The organism is Oceanobacillus sp. M60 (genome assembly GCF_053839645.1).
Window position 1 is genome coordinate 58,542 of sequence record NZ_JBSSNH010000012.1, and the last position, 19,936, is coordinate 78,477.

Genomic DNA, 19,936 nt, shown 5'->3' on the forward strand with positions numbered 1-19,936 from the left:
TGCCAGGTTATGCTGAAGCGGTTTCAACTAGGTGTCCCACCATTAATGCTCACTTAACGAGTGCTTGCAACGAGAAAAATCGCGATGCTACGCAAAAAAAGAAGGTGCAACCGTAAAATGGCAAGGTTGCAACCTCTGATAGGTAGAAGGATAATGGCCGTCGGTTTACTATAAGAGTGAGGTGAAGAGGATGAAATTTTATCAAAAACTAAAAAAACTGAGAGCACAAAAAGGGTGGTCCCAAGAGGAATTTGCCGAAAAGCTTCAAGTCTCCAGACAAGCGGTAAGTAAATGGGAGAACGGTCAAGGCTTTCCGGAAACAGAAAAACTGGTGAAAATGAGCAGGCTATTCAAGGTTTCGCTCGATTACCTATTAAAGGATGAGGATCAGCCCTTTGGGGAACAAGGAACGACTGAGGAAGGCTATTATGCCAGTCAGGAAGTTGTGGAAGCCTATCTGTTAAATAAGAAGCAGGGCGCAAAAAATATCGCAGCTGGAGTAGCTATTCTTATAGCCTCGATCTTATTACCTATGTATTTTCAAGAAACGTTTAGCTATGTGTTGTTTATGATGGTTGTTGCTGTTGGAGTGGCTATCTTGGTGTGGCAAGGCTTAAGCGTAAAAGCGTACAAGGAACTTGAAACACAGCCATTAATTTTTGATGATTCTTTTATTCAAGATTTTAGACAGAAAAGCTTGGCCAACCGTAAAAGGTATGGAATATTAATCGTCACCGGAATTGTGATCATTATATTAAGTTTTGGGATACCTTTTTTGACTAACGACACAGGTCATGCAGACAGAGATCCCCTCTTAGCACTAATGCCGCTAACATGGGCATTTGCTGTGTACTTGTTCATTATTGCAGGGTCGGCAATAGAGGGCGAGCGATTGGTTACCAACAATGAAGAATATGTAAAGGAATATGAGAAATATGAGAAATCGAGCAAACATGACTGGATTCATGCGGTAATTTGGCCATTGGCGACTGTTATTTTTCTGGCAATCGGTTTTATTTGGAATGCCTGGCATCCTGGGTGGTTGGTGTTTCTGGGTGCCGTCGTTTTTACAATCGCTTATACGGCCTGGAAAAGTAGCAAAGATTGAAGCAAGAGGCTGGGACAAGACTAGCCAAAAAATAGCGTCAGAAAGGCACACATCTAAAAAACGCTATCACCGACCCGTTGGTCATGAAGCCAAAGACATCTAATAGGGTCAGCAAACCTGCAATTTGGGTAAGTAGAACGGCGTCAATGCAGCTACCCTGACCTATGGTTTAAACATATTTGTTCTTGTATCTAGGCTTTTTTAGTCTCATTAAAAAATAAGTAGGTAAACAAAAGGTATGAGATACCTATAGAAGCCAATTGTTAGAAATTTAACTGTCAAAAAGGACAAATAAACTTGGCGAAATTTGAAGGTAAAGAGTTCATCAGATCTTCCTCAAACAGGCGCGATTGTAGAATAACTTTAAACAACTTTTTTACCACAAATTCTGTCCATAATTATGAATCGAACATGAAAATTAAACAACTATTTTTTGAGAAAGTCGAACCTTTCAACGGAAGAATGCGGTTTTTGACTTTCAAGATTAAACGACTTTATTTTCATTGAACAAAAGTGTCCCTATATAAAAATAAAGCGGCTTAAATAATAAAAACGTTCCTTATAAAAAAGTAACGTTCTCAAACCCGAAGGTCTTCTCGGTATATTCCCACCAAACCTTCGGGTTTTTATATTCAAATTAGGTAGGAAATCCAAAATTAATCCCTGCTTTAAACCATCCTTAAAAATAGGACCACGGCTTGTGTATGGACTATAAACTAGATAAAGAATTAATGCGTGTGAATATCTCTATCATTTAATGATTGCGGTTTACGATGATTATGCGGTGAGAAAAGCTCACCAAATGCATCAATCTGTTCTTGAGAATATTGAATTGGTTCTTCTAGTAAAAGCCAGCTAACATCTTCTGTACACGGTGGTGTTGTTAACGAACCGTTAAATCTAAAAGTAGTAAGGTCTTCCGGTAATAAATCACGTAAGTTAATCAAATTATCTAGTTCTAAATCCTTGTTAGTTTCTGTTTCAGGCAATTTTGACCAGGCTTCTGCTAGAATTTCGTTTTCTTCTCCAGCTTCAATCATGAACCCAAGTACAGCAAGATCTCCATTTTCATTACTATGTACAATATGTCCTTCCATATCAAAGAATCGTCCATCAATGGTATTTTCGCTTGGAATGTGGAAGTGTAATTGTTGTACGCTATATTCTTCACCTTCAACAATAATAGAGTTACTTCCAGTTGGGTCATTCAGTTGAATTGTATGGCCATTATTCTCTAATGTAAATGCAGTAGGCTGATAGTTAATTTCGATATCGTTTAATGTTTCATCTAGTTTAACTTTTGCTAAATCAATATCAATTGGTGATTGCTCCTGTCCTTCAGCACAAGTGAGATATTCTGGATGCAGTGTATCCCAATAATCAGGACCAGTGTCACCTGTATAGGACCATTCTATCTCTTCTACAGAGTGAGTTTCTTCTTCGGCTTCATCAACACTTTTTTCTGCAGAACCCTCTTCAGTTGCAGTGTTTCCGGAGCATGCAGTTAATAGTGTAATTGATAAAAATACTGCCATCCACATCAATTTAAATTTTTTCATAACTTCGCCACCTTTTTATTTCATGTTAATAACTAAATGGTAACGAATTCAATTAAGCTAATCAATGAATAATAGTAACTATTCACTGTTAAGACGTGTATTTTATTTTAGAATTATTCCTGACCTGGTTACTATAGAAGGACTGTTCCTTACTAATGTGAGGTCGCTCTCACAAAGAACTATGAGTTTGAACCAGATTATAAATTTTATGATGCCAAATCGAGAGAACGTATAAGAATAGTTTATAAAATTATTTTGGCATGGTTGAAAGCCGCCATTGCATCTGCTGATTCTAATCCTGGCAATCCAACTGTATCAGTACAGAATTCATTCGAATGTTATATTGTACATAATCCAGTGGTCATATTGCTTAACGTCGCTGCCGAGTAGGGTGACTCCAGCATAAGTTTCATTGCAAAATGAAGATTATTTCAGTACATGTAAAGGGGAAGATGTATGTTCGCTGCTCTTCTGGTTGCATTCAAGATCACTTGAATGTTTATAATAATAGTATATTTAAAGAAATGAATGAAAAATTATATTTTTTAGTGGGAGATTTAACAAGTTTTATTTTATCGTTTTGCTGAAATGACACACAAAGGAAAATGAGAAACAGGTGGTGTGGAAATATGCTGACAATTAAAGAGGCTTCCGAGAAAACAGAAGTCCCGGCATCAACCATTCGTTATTATGATAATGAAGGACTTTTGCCATTTCTTGAGCGCAGTGAAAATGGTTACAGGATGTTTAAAGAAGAAGATTTATTTTGGCTGGAGTTAATAGGGTGTATGCGTGCAACGGGAATGTCTATTGAAATATTAAGGCATGTGGCACACTTATACATGAAAGGGGATAGCACTTTAGAAGAAAGAACACAAATTTTTCGTGACCATCAGGAAAAATTGCAGAAACAGAAAATGGAGATTGATATAGCATTGGACAAGCTGACCAAGAAAATGAAGATACTAGAAGAAGAGAAGTCACCCAAAAAAACCTCTCAGATTTAGATTCCTGAGAGGTTTTCGTATGGTTTATTTGGCATTTTGCAGTAGCTTTTTACGAACAATATTTTCGTCCGAATCAACAACGGATGTAAAACCAAATGAAGATGCTAGTTCTTTTTGGAGCTGTTCCGACCCGCGTCCAAGCATTTCTTTCGCATCCACTACGACACCAATTGCAAAGATATCATGGTGGTAAAGACCTTGTTCATGTGACAGTTCAATCATTTTTTTCGTTAAATCGTTAATGAAAGATTCTTTAGAGATGGAAACTTTTCTACTTGCGTTTACATCCCCATTAGAAGCCAGAATAGATATCGTCGTTTCTATTGGAGCATATTCGGCTAAAAAACAATGCATAGAAATCTCCTCCTTTTGATTAGCGGGTTGTATACCCTCCATTTGCGAATATAGTTTGTCCATTAATCCACCATCCGTCTGTAGTCAAAAATTTAACTACTGGAGCGATATCTTCAATTTGAGTTAATTGATTATGAAGCGCTTGCGACTTATGAAATGCTACTCTTTCCTCCGTTTCTTGCGGATAAAAGAAAGGCGTATCCATTGGACCAGGAGCAATATTATTGACGGAAATTCCCCGGCTCATTAATTCTGCCGAAGCAGCTCGTGTATAGTGTTCAACAGGTGCCTTTTCGCCCGCATAAGTAGAGTATCCCTCCGTATAAGCAGCTAATAATGCTGTAACAATCGTAACGATTTTCCCATTGTCGTTCATATGCTTCGCAGCTTCTTTGATAAAAAAGTAGGCTGTTTTTGCATTAATCTGCTGCATACTATCATATTCTTCTTCAGACGTTTCTACAATCGGTTTGCGAAGAACCTTGCCGGTTGTATTAACAGCAATATCAATGTTGCCATACTGACTTACGGCAAAATCAAACAGTTCTTCTATTTTAGTTGCACTTGTTAAATCACCTTGAAATAATGCAGCTTCTCCGCCATTATCTTTAATTGATTCAACGGTTTGCTTTGCTTCTTCCTTAGAGGAAGAACTGTGATAATGCACGACTACTTTTGCTCCGTCATTTGCATAATCCTTGCTTATCAAAGCGCCAAGGTTTTTTCCGCCGCCTGCAATAACCACTATTTTATCTTTCAATGTATTAAATTTTGCCATGCTCATTACCTCCTTAATATAATTCAGTTAGAGTATAAACCTTGAAGTGCGCTTGAAGGCAATAAAAAATTTGAAAATATTATATAAATTGAATGAACTTGAATGAAATATTAACTTTAGTAAAAATTAAGTGGTTTCTGCTATATGTTTTAGAAGGCTAATGTATCTCTTTAGTTCATTTGTAATTGCCATTCTTATTTTAAATCACTTTGTCAACCGATATCTCATGAAAAAATGGGAGATACAAATAGCTGATTTAGGTAGGAAATATGTGAACAGACTACATAAATATGGGGAGAGAATACTCTACCTGGTAAATTTAATCGTGATGGTCATTGCAATAAATGATTTTCCGCACCTCAGAATATGGATTTTTATTGGTATGGCTACGGTTGCGTACAGTTTCATATAAATGGGGAAATGTTAATCGTATATAAGCACAATTAAAAAAACAACAGCGAGATATTTGCTGTTATTTCGGCATCTTTTATTATTTAATCAAAAAACAGATTTTCATTTTCAGTGAAGTTTTCGGGATGGCATGTCACAAATAAGTCAGGGACAACCCTTTTATTTTTATTATGATTATTCTCGTTTGGTTCAAACAAGACAGCTGTTGGTGCAGAAAATGCGTCACAACCGCTGTTTTTTAATGCATTATGAAGTTCTACGTAGAGAAAAGACGATATCCTCTGATGTTTTATACTTAGAGGCGGAGAAGTGTAAATAATTCCATCGATATATACTAATACTTCATCGGTTTGTTGTTTCACTTCCAATTCTTTATGGGTGTTGAAATTTTTATCTGTTAAACGCAATTCAATCACTAGCCTTATTTGAATTATAAGCGAATTCTTATTAAAAATAAAATGAAGCACCTATTTACTTTATTATCTCCCAATAAAAGAGTCTATTTATTTCTCAGGCATTCTTTTAATCAATAACCACAACAGAAAGAACAACCCCAGATAACCAAACAACGGGTACAATACCGACAGTAATTTTCCATATCCCACCTGGCTGATTAAAAAGACAACAAACAGAATTACCAGGACAGCATGTTGATAACGAAGACGAAATGCCGACTGCAGCTGTCGTGTGATTCCAAACACATTCCCGACCACTGTATTGAAAATCTCGCCGTAAATAACGATTAAGAACAGAATATGAATAAGGGCTCCAAAATGTTGGACAATCTCGGCCATCGGTATTTCATAAGGAAATGTTTGCGGAAAGACGGACAATGAAAAATGGATTAATAATAGGATGAAAAATAAAGCCATTCCACCCAAAAATCCGCCCCAGCGTAAAACGTGTTCATCCTGAATTTCCTTTCCCAATGGTACAAGAACAACCTGTGCTGTCATCAGATTAAATGCTGCATAGGCAAAAGGAGAGCCTGCCCAAGAAAGGTTGTCCGATAACTGAACAGGTAGGAGTTTTTCTGCCAGCAGATGCGGATGCTCTCCCGCGATAGAGCCTGCTACAAACAGGACGAAAAGAAGCATTAATGGCACAATATAGGAGTTGATGGCAAATAATCCATTTAATCCTTTCATGACAACGATATAAGAGAGAATGAGTGTAAGGATCACTCCCATTTGAAACGGAAGGCCAAGCTGTTCATGAAATACAGCGCCTGCCCCGGAAAGCATGACGGAAGTAACGCCGATAACGACGAAAAAGATAAACAGATTAATCACTTTGGCAATCTTTCTTCCAAAGAGGTATTCATTTAAATCCTGATAAGAATAGGCTCCAATTCGGACAGATATAATCATTATTTTGGTTCCTATCCAAATAAACAAGATTCCGCTGATTGCAATGCCGACGGTCCCTAAAGCTCCATAGACACTAAAAAACGTAACAATTTCTTTCCCTGAAGAAAAGCCTGCTCCAATAACCGTTCCAACATATGTAGCTGCTAACAGCAATATAGAAATTTTTCGATTCCGCATCACGCCACCTCCTCATCATTTCTATGATTAGGAGGACGAGTAAATACCAGCTTTTCAAATTTTCACCTGAAAAAACCGAAAAATTATCCAAACAATCATGAGGAAAAGCATATACCCGAAAAAGGAATAGGCATGATTCCAATCTGGATGAGGCATAAATCCTCCCAGCTTTTCAGCGGTTTTTTCGATAAAAATGACCGCTGTACTAATCGTAAGAATCATTATGCACCGCGGAAGGGTCCTCATCCGATTGGCCAGGTACAAGAATAAAATGACGGAAACAGGAAGAATCAGCAGTGTAAAGGCAATATTGACTGTAAATATTTCTGGGAAAAGCCGCATAGGAAAGTGATACATGCCGATGCCGACAAAAAATAAATCTAAATAGGTCCCGACGATGGAAGAAAAGAGAGCTGCGATGACATACGCCTGCTGTTCTTTACTCCTGTCTGAGGAAGATCGCCTTTTTTGCAATGATGATAAGCTCGATTTTTTCCATTGCCTTGCAGTATTTTTCATGAATTTCCCCACCTGTATTTTTTTCTTCTTCTACGAAATAATCAATCACACTTACATCGTTAAACCAGTCTCCTCTTTCAGCCGGGGAGTGGTTAACGTTTTTCCAAGCATATTTCAATGGAGGGCTATAGATTCGGGGAGCTCCTTTTCTGCGTTCACAATGCCTTGTTCTTCGCCGATAGACCGTACCCGGTGCAGATTCATTCACAGAATGAAACAAATCTTTCCAATAATCGGCTCGGGAGCCTGTATGCGGATGCTTCCCTGCCCATAGCAGAATATCTTTTAAGACAGATTTCTGTTGAAAAAGGATGGCATATAAACGTTTCCCCAGCATAATCCGCTCATGGAGAGAGCCGAAATGGTGCAGGGTATCACCGATTAATACGGGCTTCTTTTCTATTTTTCCAAGGTGATAATGCGGGAAAATAACATGATTAAAGCGTAAAAAATCATACAGCTTAAAACCCAATGTATCTAATACCGTTTCTTTAAAATAAGGATGATGCACCACTCTTTTTTCTAAATAGCTTTGTTCATTAATAATGGTTGCGATGGCTAACAGATAACGGTCACCATGCTCCCAAAAATGATTCCATACCACTTCCATAAATACAGAGACATTCAAGAAAGGAAGAAGGTGAAAAAGATTTTGATGCATTCTTACACTTTGCTGATACAGCAATAATTGCGGATAAACATCCTGGAATATTAACCAATTTCCCCGTTCTAAAAATAAATAGAAGTTTTTTTGTTCTTTTTCGGATAACAAACGCGATAGGAGGTCGCCTTTCAAATCAGTCATGTTCCAACCGCCGTTGCGTGATACCATATGCCCTAATAAAGCCCAATGGATTTCTGGGTGCTGCATATAAAAATCGAAGTAGGCTTGTGTCCGGGTGACATTATTTTTATTCCATTTAATTGTCAGTTGATGAATGCGTTGAATGAATACCTGCTCTCTTTTAGGAAGCATGGATACGGATAGGCCGTTTGCTTTTGGATTCCTTATATTCTTCAGTTCTTTTTTTATCTCAAGAACAGACTTTTCATACACTTTTCTTTTTTTGAAACAGCCAATTGTCATCCAGTCTCCTCCCTCTCTAAGGAATATGCTTACACGGTGTCTCATATGTATAGGAAAAACGGTTCTTATAAGAGAGGTTTTCTGATGAAGGAAAAGATAGATATAGAAATCAATCGTCTGGTTGACAGGCTTACAAAAGAACAAGAGCACGATGGTTCCTGGGCGTATCCCTTTGAAACAGGGATTTCCACAGATTGTTATATGATTATCCTCTTGCGTACATTGGAAATGGATGATGAGGACCTTATCGATGCGCTGGTAAGCAGGATCCTTCGTAAACAAGGGAAAAATGGCGCCTGGAAAATATTCCACGATGAAGTGGAAGGGAACCTCACAGCAACGGTAGAGGCCTGTTATGCGCTCCTTTATTCCGGCCACCGAAAAGAGGAGGACCGGGAGATTCGTTTGGCCACAAGGTTTATCCAGCGGCATGGGGGCTTAAAAGAAATCAATATGTTTGCAAAGGTCATGTTAGCTCTGACAGGGCAGTATAAATGGCCGCGTTATCTTCCTGTTCCAGTTAAATTCATTCTTTTTCCAGTTTCTTTTCCACTTAATCTATTTGACTTATCGTTATATGCACGGTCCAATTTGGTTCCTATATTAATTACGGCAGATTATAAATTCAGCCGAAAGACAAAGCGTTCGCCTGATTTGTCCGATTTATTTTTACAACGGGAAGATGACGGCGATTGGGAAACGGAGTTAAACGATTGGCGCTCCTTTCAAACCCCTTTTCAACGAGGAATTAGCAGTCTGATAGGAAAGCCGGAACAGCTCCATGAATTAGCCTTGCAGCGTGCAGAGGAGTATATGCTGAATCGAAGGGAATCAGACGGGACATTTTACAGCTATTTCAGTGCAACATTTTTGATGATATTTGCTCTGATGGCCAGGGGCTATTCGAAAAAGGATCCGATTATTATCAAGGCAGTAGAGGGACTAAAAGCTTTTCAAACCAGCATTGGAAAACAAACGCACATGCAGTATACGACAGCAAACGTCTGGAATACGGCTTTAATCAGCCATGCTTTGCAAAAGGCTGGTGTATCCCCCTCTGCCACGGTAATTAAGAAGGCAAATCAGTATTTACTTGGGAGACAACAGATGAAGTACGGCGATTGGAGCATCCATAACCAAGATGTGACACCGGGCGGATGGGGTTTCTCTCATATCAATACGTTCAATCCTGATCTGGACGATACAACAGCTGCGTTGAGGTCTATTCGTTCCTTTGCCCGTCACACCCCCGTCTATCGACAAGCCTGGGACCGCGGAATTCAGTGGGCAGTCTCCATGCAGAATGATGATGGCGGCTGGCCGGCCTTTGAGAAGAATGTAGATAATACATTGCTTTCCTGGCTGCCGATTGAAGGGGGAGGATCGATGCTGCTGGATCCATCAACGGTAGATTTAACAGGGAGGACATTGGAGTTCTTTGGAAATGACACGCATACAGATACGTATCAGCCTTTTATAAAACGCGGCATGAAGTGGCTTCTGCAAAATCAGGAAAAGGATGGATCCTGGTATGGCAGATGGGGGATTTGTTATATCTACGGAACCTGGTCGGCGATTACAGGATTAGCAGCGGTTAAAACACGCAGCAATCATCCGCAGATGCAAAAAGCGATCCAATGGTTATACGCCATTCAAAATCAGGATGGCGGCTGGGGAGAGTCGTGTAAAAGCGATATAGAGAAGAAGTATGTCCCGCTCAAGGAAAGCACGCGTACACATACCGCCTGGGCGTTAGATGCACTGATTGCTGCAGAAGGAAAAGCAACGCCGGAAATCAAGCGGGGTATTGCGTATTTGCTGGAGACGGCGGAAAAAGTGGATTGGACAACAGCCTATCCGAAGGGGCAGGGGCTTCCTGGAGGGTTTTATATTCATTACCATAGCTATGAATATTTGTTTCCGTTGCTTGCTTTGGCGAATTATCGGGAGAAGTTTTGATAAAAGGAGGATGTTTGAAAAACGTGGCTGCTTTTTGAACACATACTAAAAAATTACCCGGCATGCTCGGATAAAGCATGCCGGGCAATTTTGCTGGTTTAAAAATGCACAAGCAAAATAGGCAAGGGTATTGATAGAAACAGATCCGTTCTATAAAGATTTTTTATTAGTTAGAAAAGGGAGTATGAGGTTATCTTTTAATAAGTATTTACATCAATAAGCAATTTCGTGTAACGTGAATGTATGGAAATAGTTGAAATGAATGATGGAGGATTATGAAAAAAATTCTTATGTGATCGAGCAGTTACGTTTAATTAAGAGATAATAGGCGCTATCGTAATAAAACCTATAAAGGTGGGAGATACATTGATCGATGAATTAAAAGGAACCCTTAATCATGCTGGGGAAGAGGAAGTGAAGTCCCTTTTATTTCAAACCTTTTTTCGAATCCATATGCTTGAAGAATTAGACCAATATACGGAGGAGCAGTTTGTAGCAGACTTGAAGAAAACATACCATGATTTTCTAAATGTCAAAAGAGGCCAAACAAAAATAAAAAATAGTACCAATGATAAAGTTGTGCATATCCTCTTTGATGATTCCGCGGCTGGAAGCTTGAAATGGGTATTAAAAGAAATGGGATTACAAGATGAAGAAATGGTTATCTCCTTTTCAGATGTCTTTTCAATCGGCCCAATTTGGCAGTTGCATAATCAAGCGGGACTTGACTACAGGGAGGAATGGCTAAAAAACCATCTTCTCCTGGATGATGATTATCTAGATGAATACCGACATCATTTCAACCGTACACTCTCCATGATAAGTGCTATCCCTGAAACGGCGTCTATTATCATTTGGACTGGGGAAAACGCTCATGAACAGATTGCTTTAAGCTATGTTCTGTATTTATTGAGAGATAAAAGGAATGATATAACCGCTATAAACACAACGAAACAGTATAAAAAACAATTCAATATTCCAGAAAAGGATAATTATCCGTTGCACACCGGGGAAATCATGTCTGAAAAGCTGCAGTTGATTTATCAAAATAGCAGTAAGACACCTGCTTTAAGCAAAGAGCAGCGGGAAAAATTCGAGCAGAAATGGCAAGCATTAGCTGCTACACAAGAAGCTCTGAGGATATGGGAAAATAGAGATATAAAAAGTGTAGATGAAAGCTATTATGACGACTTGATAATCAACAAAGCAAAAATGCTGCATCAGGAGCAAAAGAATACGGAATTCATCCTATCAGCACGTCTTATTGGCGAGGTGATCTGCTATTTAGATCAATATATTAGCGATGTGTTTGTGGAGTATAGCGTAAGACGTTTAATTTTGAAGGGCGTTTTTGAAATAAAAGGTGTTCCCAAAGCAATGCGGTTTTACAGTGTGAAACTCAAATGAATTACGAAGCGTCAGGAGTAAATACATATGGAAAATAATTTAGAAAGCCTCTTTCTAAGAAAGCTAAGCGCAACCTTTGTGACCACCATCTTTCTATCGGCATTGTTTATTGTTATTCATTTTATAAATGGGTTTGAATCTGCATACCATCGCGGAAATCAATTCATGGGCTGGTTTACCGTTTATGCCCTGTATATTGGGATGATTATCCTGATTTATGGAAACGCGGTGGCAATAGCAATAGAATATTTGCAAAGTAAGTGGTTTCGTCAACATGACTGGCTGTATGTGTTGATTCTCGGCTTTTTCGGACTGGCTAATGGCATCATCTTTCAAGATGGAATGGCTGCCTTATACGGAATGCCAGCCGCCATCATCTATGGGATGTTTGATAAGTGGCTAGACAGAAGAAAGAGGAAGAAAAAGAGCGTTAAACCTTTTTGGATTATCCCAATCGCTTGCCTTGGAATAAGCTGGGGTTATTTAGAAGTAACCTCTCCGCCTATGCCCCCATTTACCAAAGAAGATGCGGTTGATTTTGCAACTTCTGGTGAAGGAACGTTAACAGATGACTTCCCTGACAATATTGGACAATGGGAAGGTACAGTGGAAGGCTATCACATTACAAAGGAAACAGATGCAGAAGAAATTGGGGATGAAACGTATATTGTCACCTTTACAGAACACTGGAAAAAGGGGAGGGAATCAGGTACTTGGACAGCTTCTTATGAAGTTGACAGGCAAAGCATGACTACAGTTAACATAGAGGGAAAGAGGCCGTCATAGGATGGGATGCATTAATAGGATTTTAGGAGAACGTGATGACAATAATAAAGTGTGGTGTGTTGTTGGCAGCTGATGTGCTGATTATTTTAGAGGGGAGGATCAATGATGGATAACCAATATTTTGTAGGATGGGGCACACTGGCATTGATAAATGCCGGACTTGCACAGGGAAAGAATCGGACAGGGTTAAATTGGTTCTTGCTTTCCCTTGTATTAGGCCCGATAGCAACATTAATTTTGTTATTTGTTGAGAAGCGAATGCAATGAATACGATAATACGCAGGAAGACTTCTAAGCAAGACACCAATAGAAGCACCTTGGAGTTTCTAAAGGATGAAAATAAATGCGGATCATTTTTCTTAACCAAAGGACGCCATAGAGAGGAGCGGCTTCATTATGTATAATAATAAAGATAAAAAATTCCATTGTGATCATTGCGATAAAATCATAGAAACAGGTGAAAAGTGCTGGATAAAGTGGAATTTCCCTCCCAGCCATTTGAAGACGCAAACAATGCCTAGAAAAAGTTTTGAGTGGGAGAACGTTCCTGTGATTTGCAGTGAATGTTCGAATAAGGATATTAAAATGTCAGATTATTAATCTATATCTTTGATAGGCTATTATTAATTAAATGACTTTACTTCAATGAGCCAAGATTATTTAATTGAAAATAATTATGATAGCACAATTAAACGCAGGTTTTCGTATAGTTCTCATTTTTCATACAAGCATCAAGCAGCTGCATATGCTAATCAAATTCCTTTGAACAATCAAATTAAAGGACCTGCAGAAGAAGAGAAATGTTTAACTATACTATACAATTATATGGACGAAGCAATTCAAAATAGTCAAGTTGTTGAGTATTTTACATCTTGGAATGGCGAAGAAGATTTAGCTCTTTTTAAAAAGAGGAGTATTCATTGTCTGGACATAAAAAATCCGTATGACTTAGTCATAGAAGATCGGGAGCTTTGGGAAATATTGCTTTGGAACTGAAATAAGTGAGCATACCATACTATTCTTTAGTAAAGGCGGGTATATCTAATGAAGAAGTTATTCCTTTTTATGCTGCTTACGCTTTCTCTATACGCGTGCAGTCAACCGGAAACAAATGAACCCGAACCTGAAACGACTCCCGTTGATTCGGTTGCCAATATGCCGGAAAGTATGCCGGATGACTTTGATTTTTCCATCCAGTTTGGTGTGGGCAAAAATAATGAGATTAACACTTTCGAAGGCACAGTGACGAAGGATTTAATAGAAAATGGTACAGCAACTGCAGAAATCAGCTTAACAGAGGAAGAAATGAACCAAATTTATGAAAAAATGAAAGAAATCAATATAAAAGAACCAAAAGAGTTTACTCCAGAACCCGTCGACGGAACGATTTGCAGTGTAGAACCACATGAAGAGGATGCGTGGGAAATTATCGTCAACGGAGAAACAATAACACATTCTGTTTCTGGAGCTTACTGTGAACCGACTGAAGATACAAAGGAATTTATCGGATTACGCGATGATGTATTTAGCGTTGTTAAGGAAAAGGATGCGTATAAAGCGTTACCTGATGCTAAGGGCGGTTATGAATAAAAGATTATCAATGTTTTATACATGAAGTAATAAAATGGCGAGTGGACTTATTCCATATATCAAGACGGAAGCCCCGTCTCCCATTTGAAAAATGAAAAGAGGAACCAGCTATGATCGGTTTACTTAATATAGGCAGTCTTCTGCTTGGACTCGTTGCGTGGATACTTCCTGTTATTATTCTCACAAGATATGATAAAAACAATCCAAAGAATTGGGCTGCGTTTTCCCTTGCGAGCATGAGTGCTTGTGCTATTTCGTTATGTTTTCAGTTAGCTTATAACTATCATTTAGTAAAAATAGAGGATTGGATTGCTCTGATGGATACAGCAGGTGCTGTTGTTTCTGCCGCAGCGGTTCTGCTTATCGTTACCATCCTAAAATGCTATTACTATATTTGTATATCGGGACAAAGCAGCAAAATAGGGGAATAAATGTGTTAGAAAGCGATGGAAGAAAGGGACAAAATGAGGGGAAGGAAGAGAGATACATGCGGTTATATGATAAACCGGTAACAGCGTATTTACATAATGATTTAACGGCTTTTGAATCGGAGGAAAATGACAAACAGCTTGTTTATCTTTTTGAAAAAGGCTATGTAACTGTTCTTGGGGAGTTCGAGTCTGATAAATATGTTGGTGGAAAAGCCTGTATTATTTTTAATCAGGAGGATGTTATATCGGTTGATAGAGGGATGCTGCGCTTTGTTGATGGGGAAAGTTGACGTATGTAAAAATGTTGCATCAATTTCTTCTTTTTGATATGGTTTTTTAAATGAAAGCTTTTATGGCAGAAAAAAAACGTCTATTATGATAAGAAATTACGTTGAAAAAAATGTTTTCTAGGGTTCCGCACATCAAATGCTGGTCTGGTCCGAGAGAAAACACACAGTGAATTACTGTGTCACGGAGGGATAAAAGCCCGGGAGAAGCTGTATGTACAGTTGCCTCTCAGGGCTTTTTTTAATTCGTTTTTTGGAAATAATAAAAGTGGAGGTGTTTGCAGTGAATCGAAATTGGATGAAAGTATTCGTTGCAGCTTTTTTGGAAATTTTTTGGGTGATTGGTTTAACGCATGCATATGATTTTTGGACATGGACTGGCACAGTTATATGTATTATTGTTAGTAATTATTTAATGATTACAGCGGCACAAGTACTGCCGGCAGGAACGGTTTATGCTATTTTTGTAGGGTTAGGGACAGCAGGTACTGTTATTGCAGGATTTCTTTTCTTTGGAGAAGCGTTTAAATGGGAAAAAGTAATTCTCATAGCAACATTATTAGCTGGAGTGATGGGTTTGAAATTGGTCACACCAGATAAGGCAGAGAAAGGAGCTGAATCCTGATGGCTTGGTTTACTTTAATTATCGCAGGCTTACTGGAGACATTTGGTGTTGCCATGATTAATCAGCTCTCTGTAAAACGGAATTGGCAAACAGTCATTCTACTTATTTTAGGGTTTGGTTCAAGTCTTGCTTTGCTGAGTTATTCCTTACAATTCATCCCTATGGGAACAGGCTACGCCATTTGGACAGGGATTGGTGTTGTCGGCGGCGCACTTATCGGCATGATATTTTATGGAGAATCAAAAGACTGGAGGCGTATGGTTTTTATCGCTATGGTTTTATGCTCTGTAATCGGGCTTAAATTAATCACGTAATAAGCGAAATGGGTATTGGTTTCAGTAGAATCTTTTGATAAAGGCGAATGGGTTAAAAGAAAACCATTCCACAAGAAATGAACTAAGAACGGGGAATCTTATGACAAAAACAAAATGGGCGCTCCTTGTTTTAGGAATCATGGATTTGGTTCTTATCATGATGCATGATACCGATTATTATTTTCTTTTTTTAAAACCAACTGGATATGTTATTCCTATGGTTATAAACCTGATCGTTCTTGCTGCAATCGGTTTTCGTGCAAAGCTCCCTATTCGTTCAAACCTTCCTAAAATATGGACAATTGCCGGGCTTGTTATTTTTATACCAATCATATTGTTTCATGGCTTCATGGTCTTGTTGATGGAATATAGTTACACAAAAATCGATTCACCATACGATCAGCAGTCGCTGGTAATCGAGCATCGCAGCTTTACCCTTGGGGAGACAACCTATTCTTATAATTTTTACAAGACGAAATTTGGCTTTATCGGCAAACAACTGGATGACCAATCCATTAGCATAGTTGCTCGACGCAGGGACTATCCGTCTGAAAGCTTCAATGCTGAAAATGCTTTGGGGTTAGGAAATGTAGAGTGGTTAACAGCAGATTCTGTTCGTTTCCATACTTGGAAAGGGACGGAGGATGTTTATTTAGATTCTACACAACCTTCATCTGAAACAGACGAGACGGAAAACCTGGAGGAAGCGATAGAGCAGTTTATGGATAATGCTGAAAAGAAAGAGGGCGGACAAACCATCACCGTGAATGGAAATACATTAACAGTACGGTATGATGCGGCTGCAAATCAAGAGTGGATTGACATAGCCAATGAGAATGAGGCTGGAGCCATTCCGACACAGCAATGCTCGCGTATTGTGCCAAACAAGGAACGCGGATATTATATGCTGGAAGAATGTACGCACCAATGGGAATATCCTTTATATCCTATGTCTGAAAAAAGATAATTCCGTCTAATCGATAAGGCGCTATTCCTCCATTGATTTTATCGCTATATCATTGTCTGATTTTACAAGAGGGATGGCTGTAAATAAACAGAGAGAATCGGAGCTAAACTTGTTTACTTGAGTTTAGCTCCGGTTCTCTCTTTGTGCTTTTATAAATTTTTTAACGGTGTCTGGCTAACCTGTAACTCATCCTCTCTCTTTATATTTGACATAAACACCCCTGATAAAGTAATCATGCCTCCCGCGATTGCAAGGAAATGAGGAATCTCATTCAACCAAACCCATGCAATAAGGAAAGCAAACACTGGTGTTAAATAAAGTGAACTCGTTGCCTCGGAAGCCCCGGTTTTGGACGTAACGTAGGCCAAAGTGAAGTAGGGAATAACCGTTGGAAAAATTCCCAGATAAACCACTGCCAGTGTTGCGTCCATTGGCGCGTTCATGATTGCCTCTCCAAGTCCAGGCATAAAAATCAACATGAAAAGCGTGCCTGCCCAAATCGTATATATCGTGAATGCGAAAAAACCATATTTTTTTAAGTAAGCATTTTGAAAAACAAAGTAAATACTTTCTGAAAGGGATGCGATTAAAATAAGGATAATGCCAGCGTTAAATGAAAAGCTGCCGGCGGAGTCACCGAAAGCAATAAAAGCTACCCCGCAAAAACTGATAAAGGAGCCTATCCATCCCCACAGGCCAAATTTTTCACGGAAAAATAATAAAGCCAATAATGCAGCGAATATAGGTGTTGTAGAGACCAATAAACTTGCAATCCCTGCACTAACCGTTTGTTCCCCATAATTTAGTGCTGTTTGATAGACGGAGAACCCCAGAAAACCTAATAATAAAATAATGGGTATATCTTTGATTTCCGGCAAACGAATTCTTTTGATAAAAGCTGCAAGAATCAGCATCAATGATCCAACTAATAATCGTAAAAGGGATATATGCTCTGGGGAGTAAGCAGTCAGAGCAGCTCGGATTCCGGGAAATGCAGATGCCCATAAAATAATGGTTACCAAATGAGCAAAAGCGATTTTTACATGGAAAGATTTTATCATAAGTACACCTCATTTATTTTAAGTACAACCAGTTTCGAACGGTGTTTCCTATGGTAATATGAGTGTGTTAGAATGTCTGCAACAGCTTAAATAGAAAAAATCCAACCAGTTTAAATAGGGTCGGAAAAGGAGTATCTATGAAAAAGCCCAAATATCAAATCATTATTGATTTTATAAAAGAGAAAATTTCTAAAGGAGAGTGGGCGATTGGAAGCCAAATACCGAGCCAGCGTCATTTGGCAAGAATGTTTGGAGTCAATCGAAGTACGGTTATCATAGCGTTAGAGGAATTAATGGCAGATGGATTAATAGAAGGAAAAGCAGGAAAAGGGACTGTTGTCACCAATAACACATGGACATTGATGGGAGACCATCTTTCCACAAACTGGAATGGGAATGTCACGCAGGGTATTCATAAGGCAAGTGTCTCTACAGTACAAGAAATCAATGAAACGGAATCAGATAATCGTTTCATTCAATTAAGTAAAGGGGAATTATCACCAGAGTTATTTCCTTTAGAAGAAATGCAGGAAATCATCCAAAAAGTTTCGAAACAATTGACCCCGTTCGGGTATGAAGAGCCAAAAGGGAATATAAAGCTGCGAGAGGCCATTAGTAATTATTTGAAAGAAAGAGGTATCGATGTGTCGCCATCATCCATCTTAGTGGTTTCTGGAGCGCTTCAAGCCCTCTATCTTATCTCCATTGGCCTTTTAAAGGATAAATCAACGGTATTCTTGGAAGAACCTTCTTACCTTTATTCGTTATCTGTTTTTCAGTCAGCCGGTATGGATCTCGAGGGGTTGCCGATGGATAACAAGGGCGTTAAGGTCGATTCTATTTACCAAACGAAGGAAACGGGCAGAAATATTTTATATACCATACCTTCCTTTCATAACCCAACAGGTATCTTAATGGAGGACAGAAGAAGAGAAGAATTAATGGAATACTGCATTAGAGAACAGATTCCTGTTATTGAAGATGATGTGTATCGTGATTTATGGATGGATAATGCACCTCCAGATTCATTAAAAGCCAAAGATCGTCATGGCAATGTCTTATATATTGGAAGCTTATCAAAGACATTAAGTCCTGGATTACGCATCGGCTGGCTGGTCGGTCCAGAGCCTGTTATTGACCGGTTAGCGGACTTGAAAATGCAATTAGATTACGGGTCAAGTACATTATCTCAGCTTGTAGCAGAGAAATGGTTATCCAGCAGTTTGTATGAACATCATATCGAAAAAGTTCAAAAACAACTGAGGATTCGCCGACAAAGAGCTTTAGAGGCATTGGAAAAATATTTAGGTTCTGTCGCCACTTGGGATATTCCAAAAGGCAGCTTCTTTATATGGGTGAAAATAAATCCTGCTTTTAAAGTGAAAAAGCTATTTGAAAAAGCATTATCCAAAGGGATTCTCATCAATCCAGGAAGTATTTATAAGGAAAAAGCAGGACAATTTGTACGACTGTCCTATGGTTTTGCTTCGCTGGATGAAATTGAAAAGGGAATATTTCAGTTGAGTGAAATAATTAAAAATAATATGGGATGAGATATTGCAAAACGGACAGCCCCTTCAATATAATTGAATGGCCAGTTTTTTAATAACTGTGCGTCGAATAAAACGGTTCGGGAGTTCATTATCCCATCCTCAAAGAAGCTGATTGTATTAGCCTCAAAAAAGCCGTTGAAAATATGCATGATTCTTATACTCGTTATTACAAAAAGCAGAATCGGGCACCTTTTTTTAAATCAAAGAAGAGCTCGAATAGAATTGGGGAAAGAAAGTTTCGTTCGAAATTGTTTTTGACTAACTATTATTTATCTAACGTTTTAAATATAAGTTACTACCACTGAAAGACTGGCGTATCAGCATTTTGTTGCATTATATGCTGTTTGATAGAATTACTGATTCATAGTATGAAGTTATTTAATTTGGATATATTTTAAAATAATCGTTGACTTTCTATTTTCAGCATGGTAAATTTAATCTCGTTGCTAATTCGAGCGATCGTTCAGCTAACATGAATTTAAAAAGTTGTTGACATCGAATTGCAGATATGATAAATTAATAAAGTCGCCAATTTGAAACAGCGACAAACAAATTGCTCTTTGAAAACTGAACAAAACAACCAGTA

The 19,936-nt window shown here is 38.5% G+C and carries 23 protein-coding genes and 1 riboswitch; of the genes, 15 read left to right on the plus strand and 8 right to left on the minus strand.

Annotation, left to right across the window (positions count from 1 at the left end; translation table 11 throughout):
• The first annotated feature begins 190 nt into the window (after positions 1-190).
• A complete protein-coding gene (locus ACW0TQ_RS21615) occupies positions 191-1,108 on the plus strand; it encodes a helix-turn-helix domain-containing protein (protein WP_256708504.1) in 918 nt (305 codons plus the stop codon).
• Between the two features lie 728 nt (positions 1,109-1,836).
• Here ACW0TQ_RS21615 and ACW0TQ_RS21620 read toward each other — a convergent pair.
• Positions 1,837-2,667: a carbonic anhydrase gene (locus ACW0TQ_RS21620; RefSeq protein WP_193064936.1), complete on the minus strand. Its 831-nt coding sequence runs from the start codon at positions 2,665-2,667 to the stop codon at positions 1,837-1,839.
• A gap of 629 nt (positions 2,668-3,296) precedes the next feature.
• Between ACW0TQ_RS21620 and ACW0TQ_RS21625 the strand changes: the two genes are divergently transcribed.
• Positions 3,297-3,674 (plus strand): MerR family transcriptional regulator, encoded by a 378-nt coding sequence (locus ACW0TQ_RS21625; RefSeq protein WP_226895137.1) that lies wholly within the window; start codon positions 3,297-3,299, stop codon positions 3,672-3,674.
• A 24-nt stretch (positions 3,675-3,698) separates the two neighbouring features.
• Here ACW0TQ_RS21625 and ACW0TQ_RS21630 read toward each other — a convergent pair whose 3' ends face one another.
• Positions 3,699-4,028 (minus strand): hypothetical protein, encoded by a 330-nt coding sequence (locus tag ACW0TQ_RS21630; RefSeq protein ID WP_193064937.1) that lies wholly within the window; start codon positions 4,026-4,028, stop codon positions 3,699-3,701.
• 19 nt (positions 4,029-4,047) lie between these two features.
• The gene (locus tag ACW0TQ_RS21635) at positions 4,048-4,806 is read right to left on the minus strand and encodes an SDR family oxidoreductase (protein ID WP_193064938.1); all 759 of its coding nucleotides are present in this window, start codon (positions 4,804-4,806) and stop codon (positions 4,048-4,050) included.
• Positions 4,807-4,966: 160 nt separating this feature from the next.
• Between ACW0TQ_RS21635 and ACW0TQ_RS21640 the strand changes: the two genes are divergently transcribed.
• Positions 4,967-5,218, plus strand: coding sequence for a DUF4181 domain-containing protein (locus tag ACW0TQ_RS21640; RefSeq protein ID WP_226895139.1), 252 nt, complete (start codon positions 4,967-4,969; stop codon positions 5,216-5,218).
• Positions 5,219-5,300: 82 nt separating this feature from the next.
• On the opposite strand, the gene ACW0TQ_RS21645 is transcribed toward ACW0TQ_RS21640, so the two are convergent.
• The 4 genes from ACW0TQ_RS21645 to ACW0TQ_RS21660 all read right to left on the minus strand — a co-directional run bounded on the left by ACW0TQ_RS21645 (position 5,301) and on the right by ACW0TQ_RS21660 (position 8,370).
• Complete coding sequence (locus ACW0TQ_RS21645) at positions 5,301-5,624, minus strand: Uma2 family endonuclease (protein WP_193064940.1); 324 nt, start codon at positions 5,622-5,624, stop codon at positions 5,301-5,303.
• A gap of 96 nt (positions 5,625-5,720) precedes the next feature.
• The gene (locus ACW0TQ_RS21650; protein WP_193064941.1) at positions 5,721-6,764 is read right to left on the minus strand and encodes a YkvI family membrane protein; all 1,044 of its coding nucleotides are present in this window, start codon (positions 6,762-6,764) and stop codon (positions 5,721-5,723) included.
• 54 nt (positions 6,765-6,818) lie between these two features.
• Positions 6,819-7,283: a CBO0543 family protein gene (locus ACW0TQ_RS21655; RefSeq protein WP_193064942.1), complete on the minus strand. Its 465-nt coding sequence runs from the start codon at positions 7,281-7,283 to the stop codon at positions 6,819-6,821.
• On the minus strand, positions 7,204-8,370 hold the full coding sequence (locus ACW0TQ_RS21660) for a DUF2515 domain-containing protein (protein ID WP_212929424.1): 1,167 nt from the start codon (positions 8,368-8,370) through the stop codon (positions 7,204-7,206). The genes ACW0TQ_RS21655 and ACW0TQ_RS21660 overlap by 80 nt, the downstream gene beginning before the upstream one ends.
• An 84-nt stretch (positions 8,371-8,454) precedes the next feature.
• On the opposite strand from ACW0TQ_RS21660, the gene shc reads away from it, so the two are divergent.
• The 11 genes from shc (at position 8,455) to ACW0TQ_RS21715 (ending at position 16,736) form a co-directional block, all read left to right on the plus strand.
• Positions 8,455-10,329, plus strand: coding sequence for a squalene--hopene cyclase (gene shc, locus ACW0TQ_RS21665; protein ID WP_193064943.1), 1,875 nt, complete (start codon positions 8,455-8,457; stop codon positions 10,327-10,329).
• A gap of 366 nt (positions 10,330-10,695) precedes the next feature.
• Positions 10,696-11,736 carry a DUF1835 domain-containing protein gene (locus ACW0TQ_RS21670; protein WP_042531083.1) on the plus strand — a complete coding sequence of 347 codons (1,041 nt, stop codon included), beginning with the start codon at positions 10,696-10,698 and terminating at the stop codon, positions 11,734-11,736.
• Between the two features lie 27 nt (positions 11,737-11,763).
• Positions 11,764-12,522 carry a hypothetical protein gene (locus ACW0TQ_RS21675; RefSeq protein WP_256705528.1) on the plus strand — a complete coding sequence of 253 codons (759 nt, stop codon included), beginning with the start codon at positions 11,764-11,766 and terminating at the stop codon, positions 12,520-12,522.
• Positions 12,523-12,624: 102 nt separating this feature from the next.
• On the plus strand, positions 12,625-12,789 hold the full coding sequence (locus tag ACW0TQ_RS21680) for a hypothetical protein (RefSeq protein WP_175296989.1): 165 nt from the start codon (positions 12,625-12,627) through the stop codon (positions 12,787-12,789).
• A 378-nt stretch (positions 12,790-13,167) separates the two neighbouring features.
• On the plus strand, positions 13,168-13,518 hold the full coding sequence (locus tag ACW0TQ_RS21685) for a hypothetical protein (protein ID WP_175297019.1): 351 nt from the start codon (positions 13,168-13,170) through the stop codon (positions 13,516-13,518).
• Positions 13,519-13,566: 48 nt separating this feature from the next.
• Positions 13,567-14,112, plus strand: a complete 546-nt coding sequence (locus ACW0TQ_RS21690) for a hypothetical protein (protein WP_052484948.1) — start codon at positions 13,567-13,569, stop codon at positions 14,110-14,112.
• A 110-nt stretch (positions 14,113-14,222) separates the two neighbouring features.
• The gene (locus ACW0TQ_RS21695; protein WP_256705529.1) at positions 14,223-14,543 is read left to right on the plus strand and encodes a hypothetical protein; all 321 of its coding nucleotides are present in this window, start codon (positions 14,223-14,225) and stop codon (positions 14,541-14,543) included.
• A gap of 2 nt (positions 14,544-14,545) precedes the next feature.
• Positions 14,546-14,833 carry a hypothetical protein gene (locus ACW0TQ_RS21700; RefSeq protein WP_256705530.1) on the plus strand — a complete coding sequence of 96 codons (288 nt, stop codon included), beginning with the start codon at positions 14,546-14,548 and terminating at the stop codon, positions 14,831-14,833.
• 106 nt (positions 14,834-14,939) lie between these two features.
• Positions 14,940-15,039: riboswitch (guanidine-I (ykkC/yxkD leader) on the plus strand.
• Between the two features lie 74 nt (positions 15,040-15,113).
• Positions 15,114-15,455, plus strand: a complete 342-nt coding sequence (locus ACW0TQ_RS21705; RefSeq protein WP_042535888.1) for a DMT family transporter — start codon at positions 15,114-15,116, stop codon at positions 15,453-15,455.
• A complete protein-coding gene (locus tag ACW0TQ_RS21710) occupies positions 15,455-15,769 on the plus strand; it encodes a DMT family transporter (RefSeq protein ID WP_193064948.1) in 315 nt (104 codons plus the stop codon). Before ACW0TQ_RS21705 ends, ACW0TQ_RS21710 begins: the two co-directional genes overlap by 1 nt.
• Before the next feature lie 100 nt (positions 15,770-15,869).
• Positions 15,870-16,736: a hypothetical protein gene (locus ACW0TQ_RS21715; RefSeq protein WP_256705531.1), complete on the plus strand. Its 867-nt coding sequence runs from the start codon at positions 15,870-15,872 to the stop codon at positions 16,734-16,736.
• Positions 16,737-16,885: 149 nt separating this feature from the next.
• Here the strand turns inward: ACW0TQ_RS21715 and ACW0TQ_RS21720 are convergent, their stop codons facing one another.
• Positions 16,886-17,797: a DMT family transporter gene (locus tag ACW0TQ_RS21720; protein ID WP_042531095.1), complete on the minus strand. Its 912-nt coding sequence runs from the start codon at positions 17,795-17,797 to the stop codon at positions 16,886-16,888.
• A gap of 137 nt (positions 17,798-17,934) precedes the next feature.
• On the opposite strand from ACW0TQ_RS21720, the gene pdxR reads away from it, so the two are divergent.
• A complete protein-coding gene (gene pdxR, locus ACW0TQ_RS21725; protein WP_193064951.1) occupies positions 17,935-19,350 on the plus strand; it encodes a MocR-like pyridoxine biosynthesis transcription factor PdxR in 1,416 nt (471 codons plus the stop codon).
• Positions 19,351-19,936 lie beyond the last annotated feature (586 nt).

Coding starts and splice junctions, on each gene's coding strand:
- ACW0TQ_RS21615 (WP_256708504.1), top strand. CDS start 191: ATGAAATTTTATCAAAAACTAAAAAAACTGAGAGCACAAAAAGGGTGG.
- ACW0TQ_RS21620 (WP_193064936.1), bottom strand. CDS start 2,667: ATGAAAAAATTTAAATTGATGTGGATGGCAGTATTTTTATCAATTACA.
- ACW0TQ_RS21625 (WP_226895137.1), top strand. CDS start 3,297: ATGCTGACAATTAAAGAGGCTTCCGAGAAAACAGAAGTCCCGGCATCA.
- ACW0TQ_RS21630 (WP_193064937.1), bottom strand. CDS start 4,028: ATGCATTGTTTTTTAGCCGAATATGCTCCAATAGAAACGACGATATCT.
- ACW0TQ_RS21635 (WP_193064938.1), bottom strand. CDS start 4,806: ATGGCAAAATTTAATACATTGAAAGATAAAATAGTGGTTATTGCAGGC.
- ACW0TQ_RS21640 (WP_226895139.1), top strand. CDS start 4,967: ATGTATCTCTTTAGTTCATTTGTAATTGCCATTCTTATTTTAAATCAC.
- ACW0TQ_RS21650 (WP_193064941.1), bottom strand. CDS start 6,764: ATGCGGAATCGAAAAATTTCTATATTGCTGTTAGCAGCTACATATGTT.
- ACW0TQ_RS21655 (WP_193064942.1), bottom strand. CDS start 7,283: ATGAAAAATACTGCAAGGCAATGGAAAAAATCGAGCTTATCATCATTG.
- ACW0TQ_RS21660 (WP_212929424.1), bottom strand. CDS start 8,370: ATGACAATTGGCTGTTTCAAAAAAAGAAAAGTGTATGAAAAGTCTGTT.
- shc (WP_193064943.1), top strand. CDS start 8,455: ATGAAGGAAAAGATAGATATAGAAATCAATCGTCTGGTTGACAGGCTT.
- ACW0TQ_RS21675 (WP_256705528.1), top strand. CDS start 11,764: ATGGAAAATAATTTAGAAAGCCTCTTTCTAAGAAAGCTAAGCGCAACC.
- ACW0TQ_RS21680 (WP_175296989.1), top strand. CDS start 12,625: ATGATGGATAACCAATATTTTGTAGGATGGGGCACACTGGCATTGATA.
- ACW0TQ_RS21685 (WP_175297019.1), top strand. CDS start 13,168: ATGAGCCAAGATTATTTAATTGAAAATAATTATGATAGCACAATTAAA.
- ACW0TQ_RS21690 (WP_052484948.1), top strand. CDS start 13,567: ATGAAGAAGTTATTCCTTTTTATGCTGCTTACGCTTTCTCTATACGCG.
- ACW0TQ_RS21695 (WP_256705529.1), top strand. CDS start 14,223: ATGATCGGTTTACTTAATATAGGCAGTCTTCTGCTTGGACTCGTTGCG.
- ACW0TQ_RS21710 (WP_193064948.1), top strand. CDS start 15,455: ATGGCTTGGTTTACTTTAATTATCGCAGGCTTACTGGAGACATTTGGT.
- ACW0TQ_RS21715 (WP_256705531.1), top strand. CDS start 15,870: ATGACAAAAACAAAATGGGCGCTCCTTGTTTTAGGAATCATGGATTTG.
- ACW0TQ_RS21720 (WP_042531095.1), bottom strand. CDS start 17,797: ATGATAAAATCTTTCCATGTAAAAATCGCTTTTGCTCATTTGGTAACC.
- pdxR (WP_193064951.1), top strand. CDS start 17,935: ATGAAAAAGCCCAAATATCAAATCATTATTGATTTTATAAAAGAGAAA.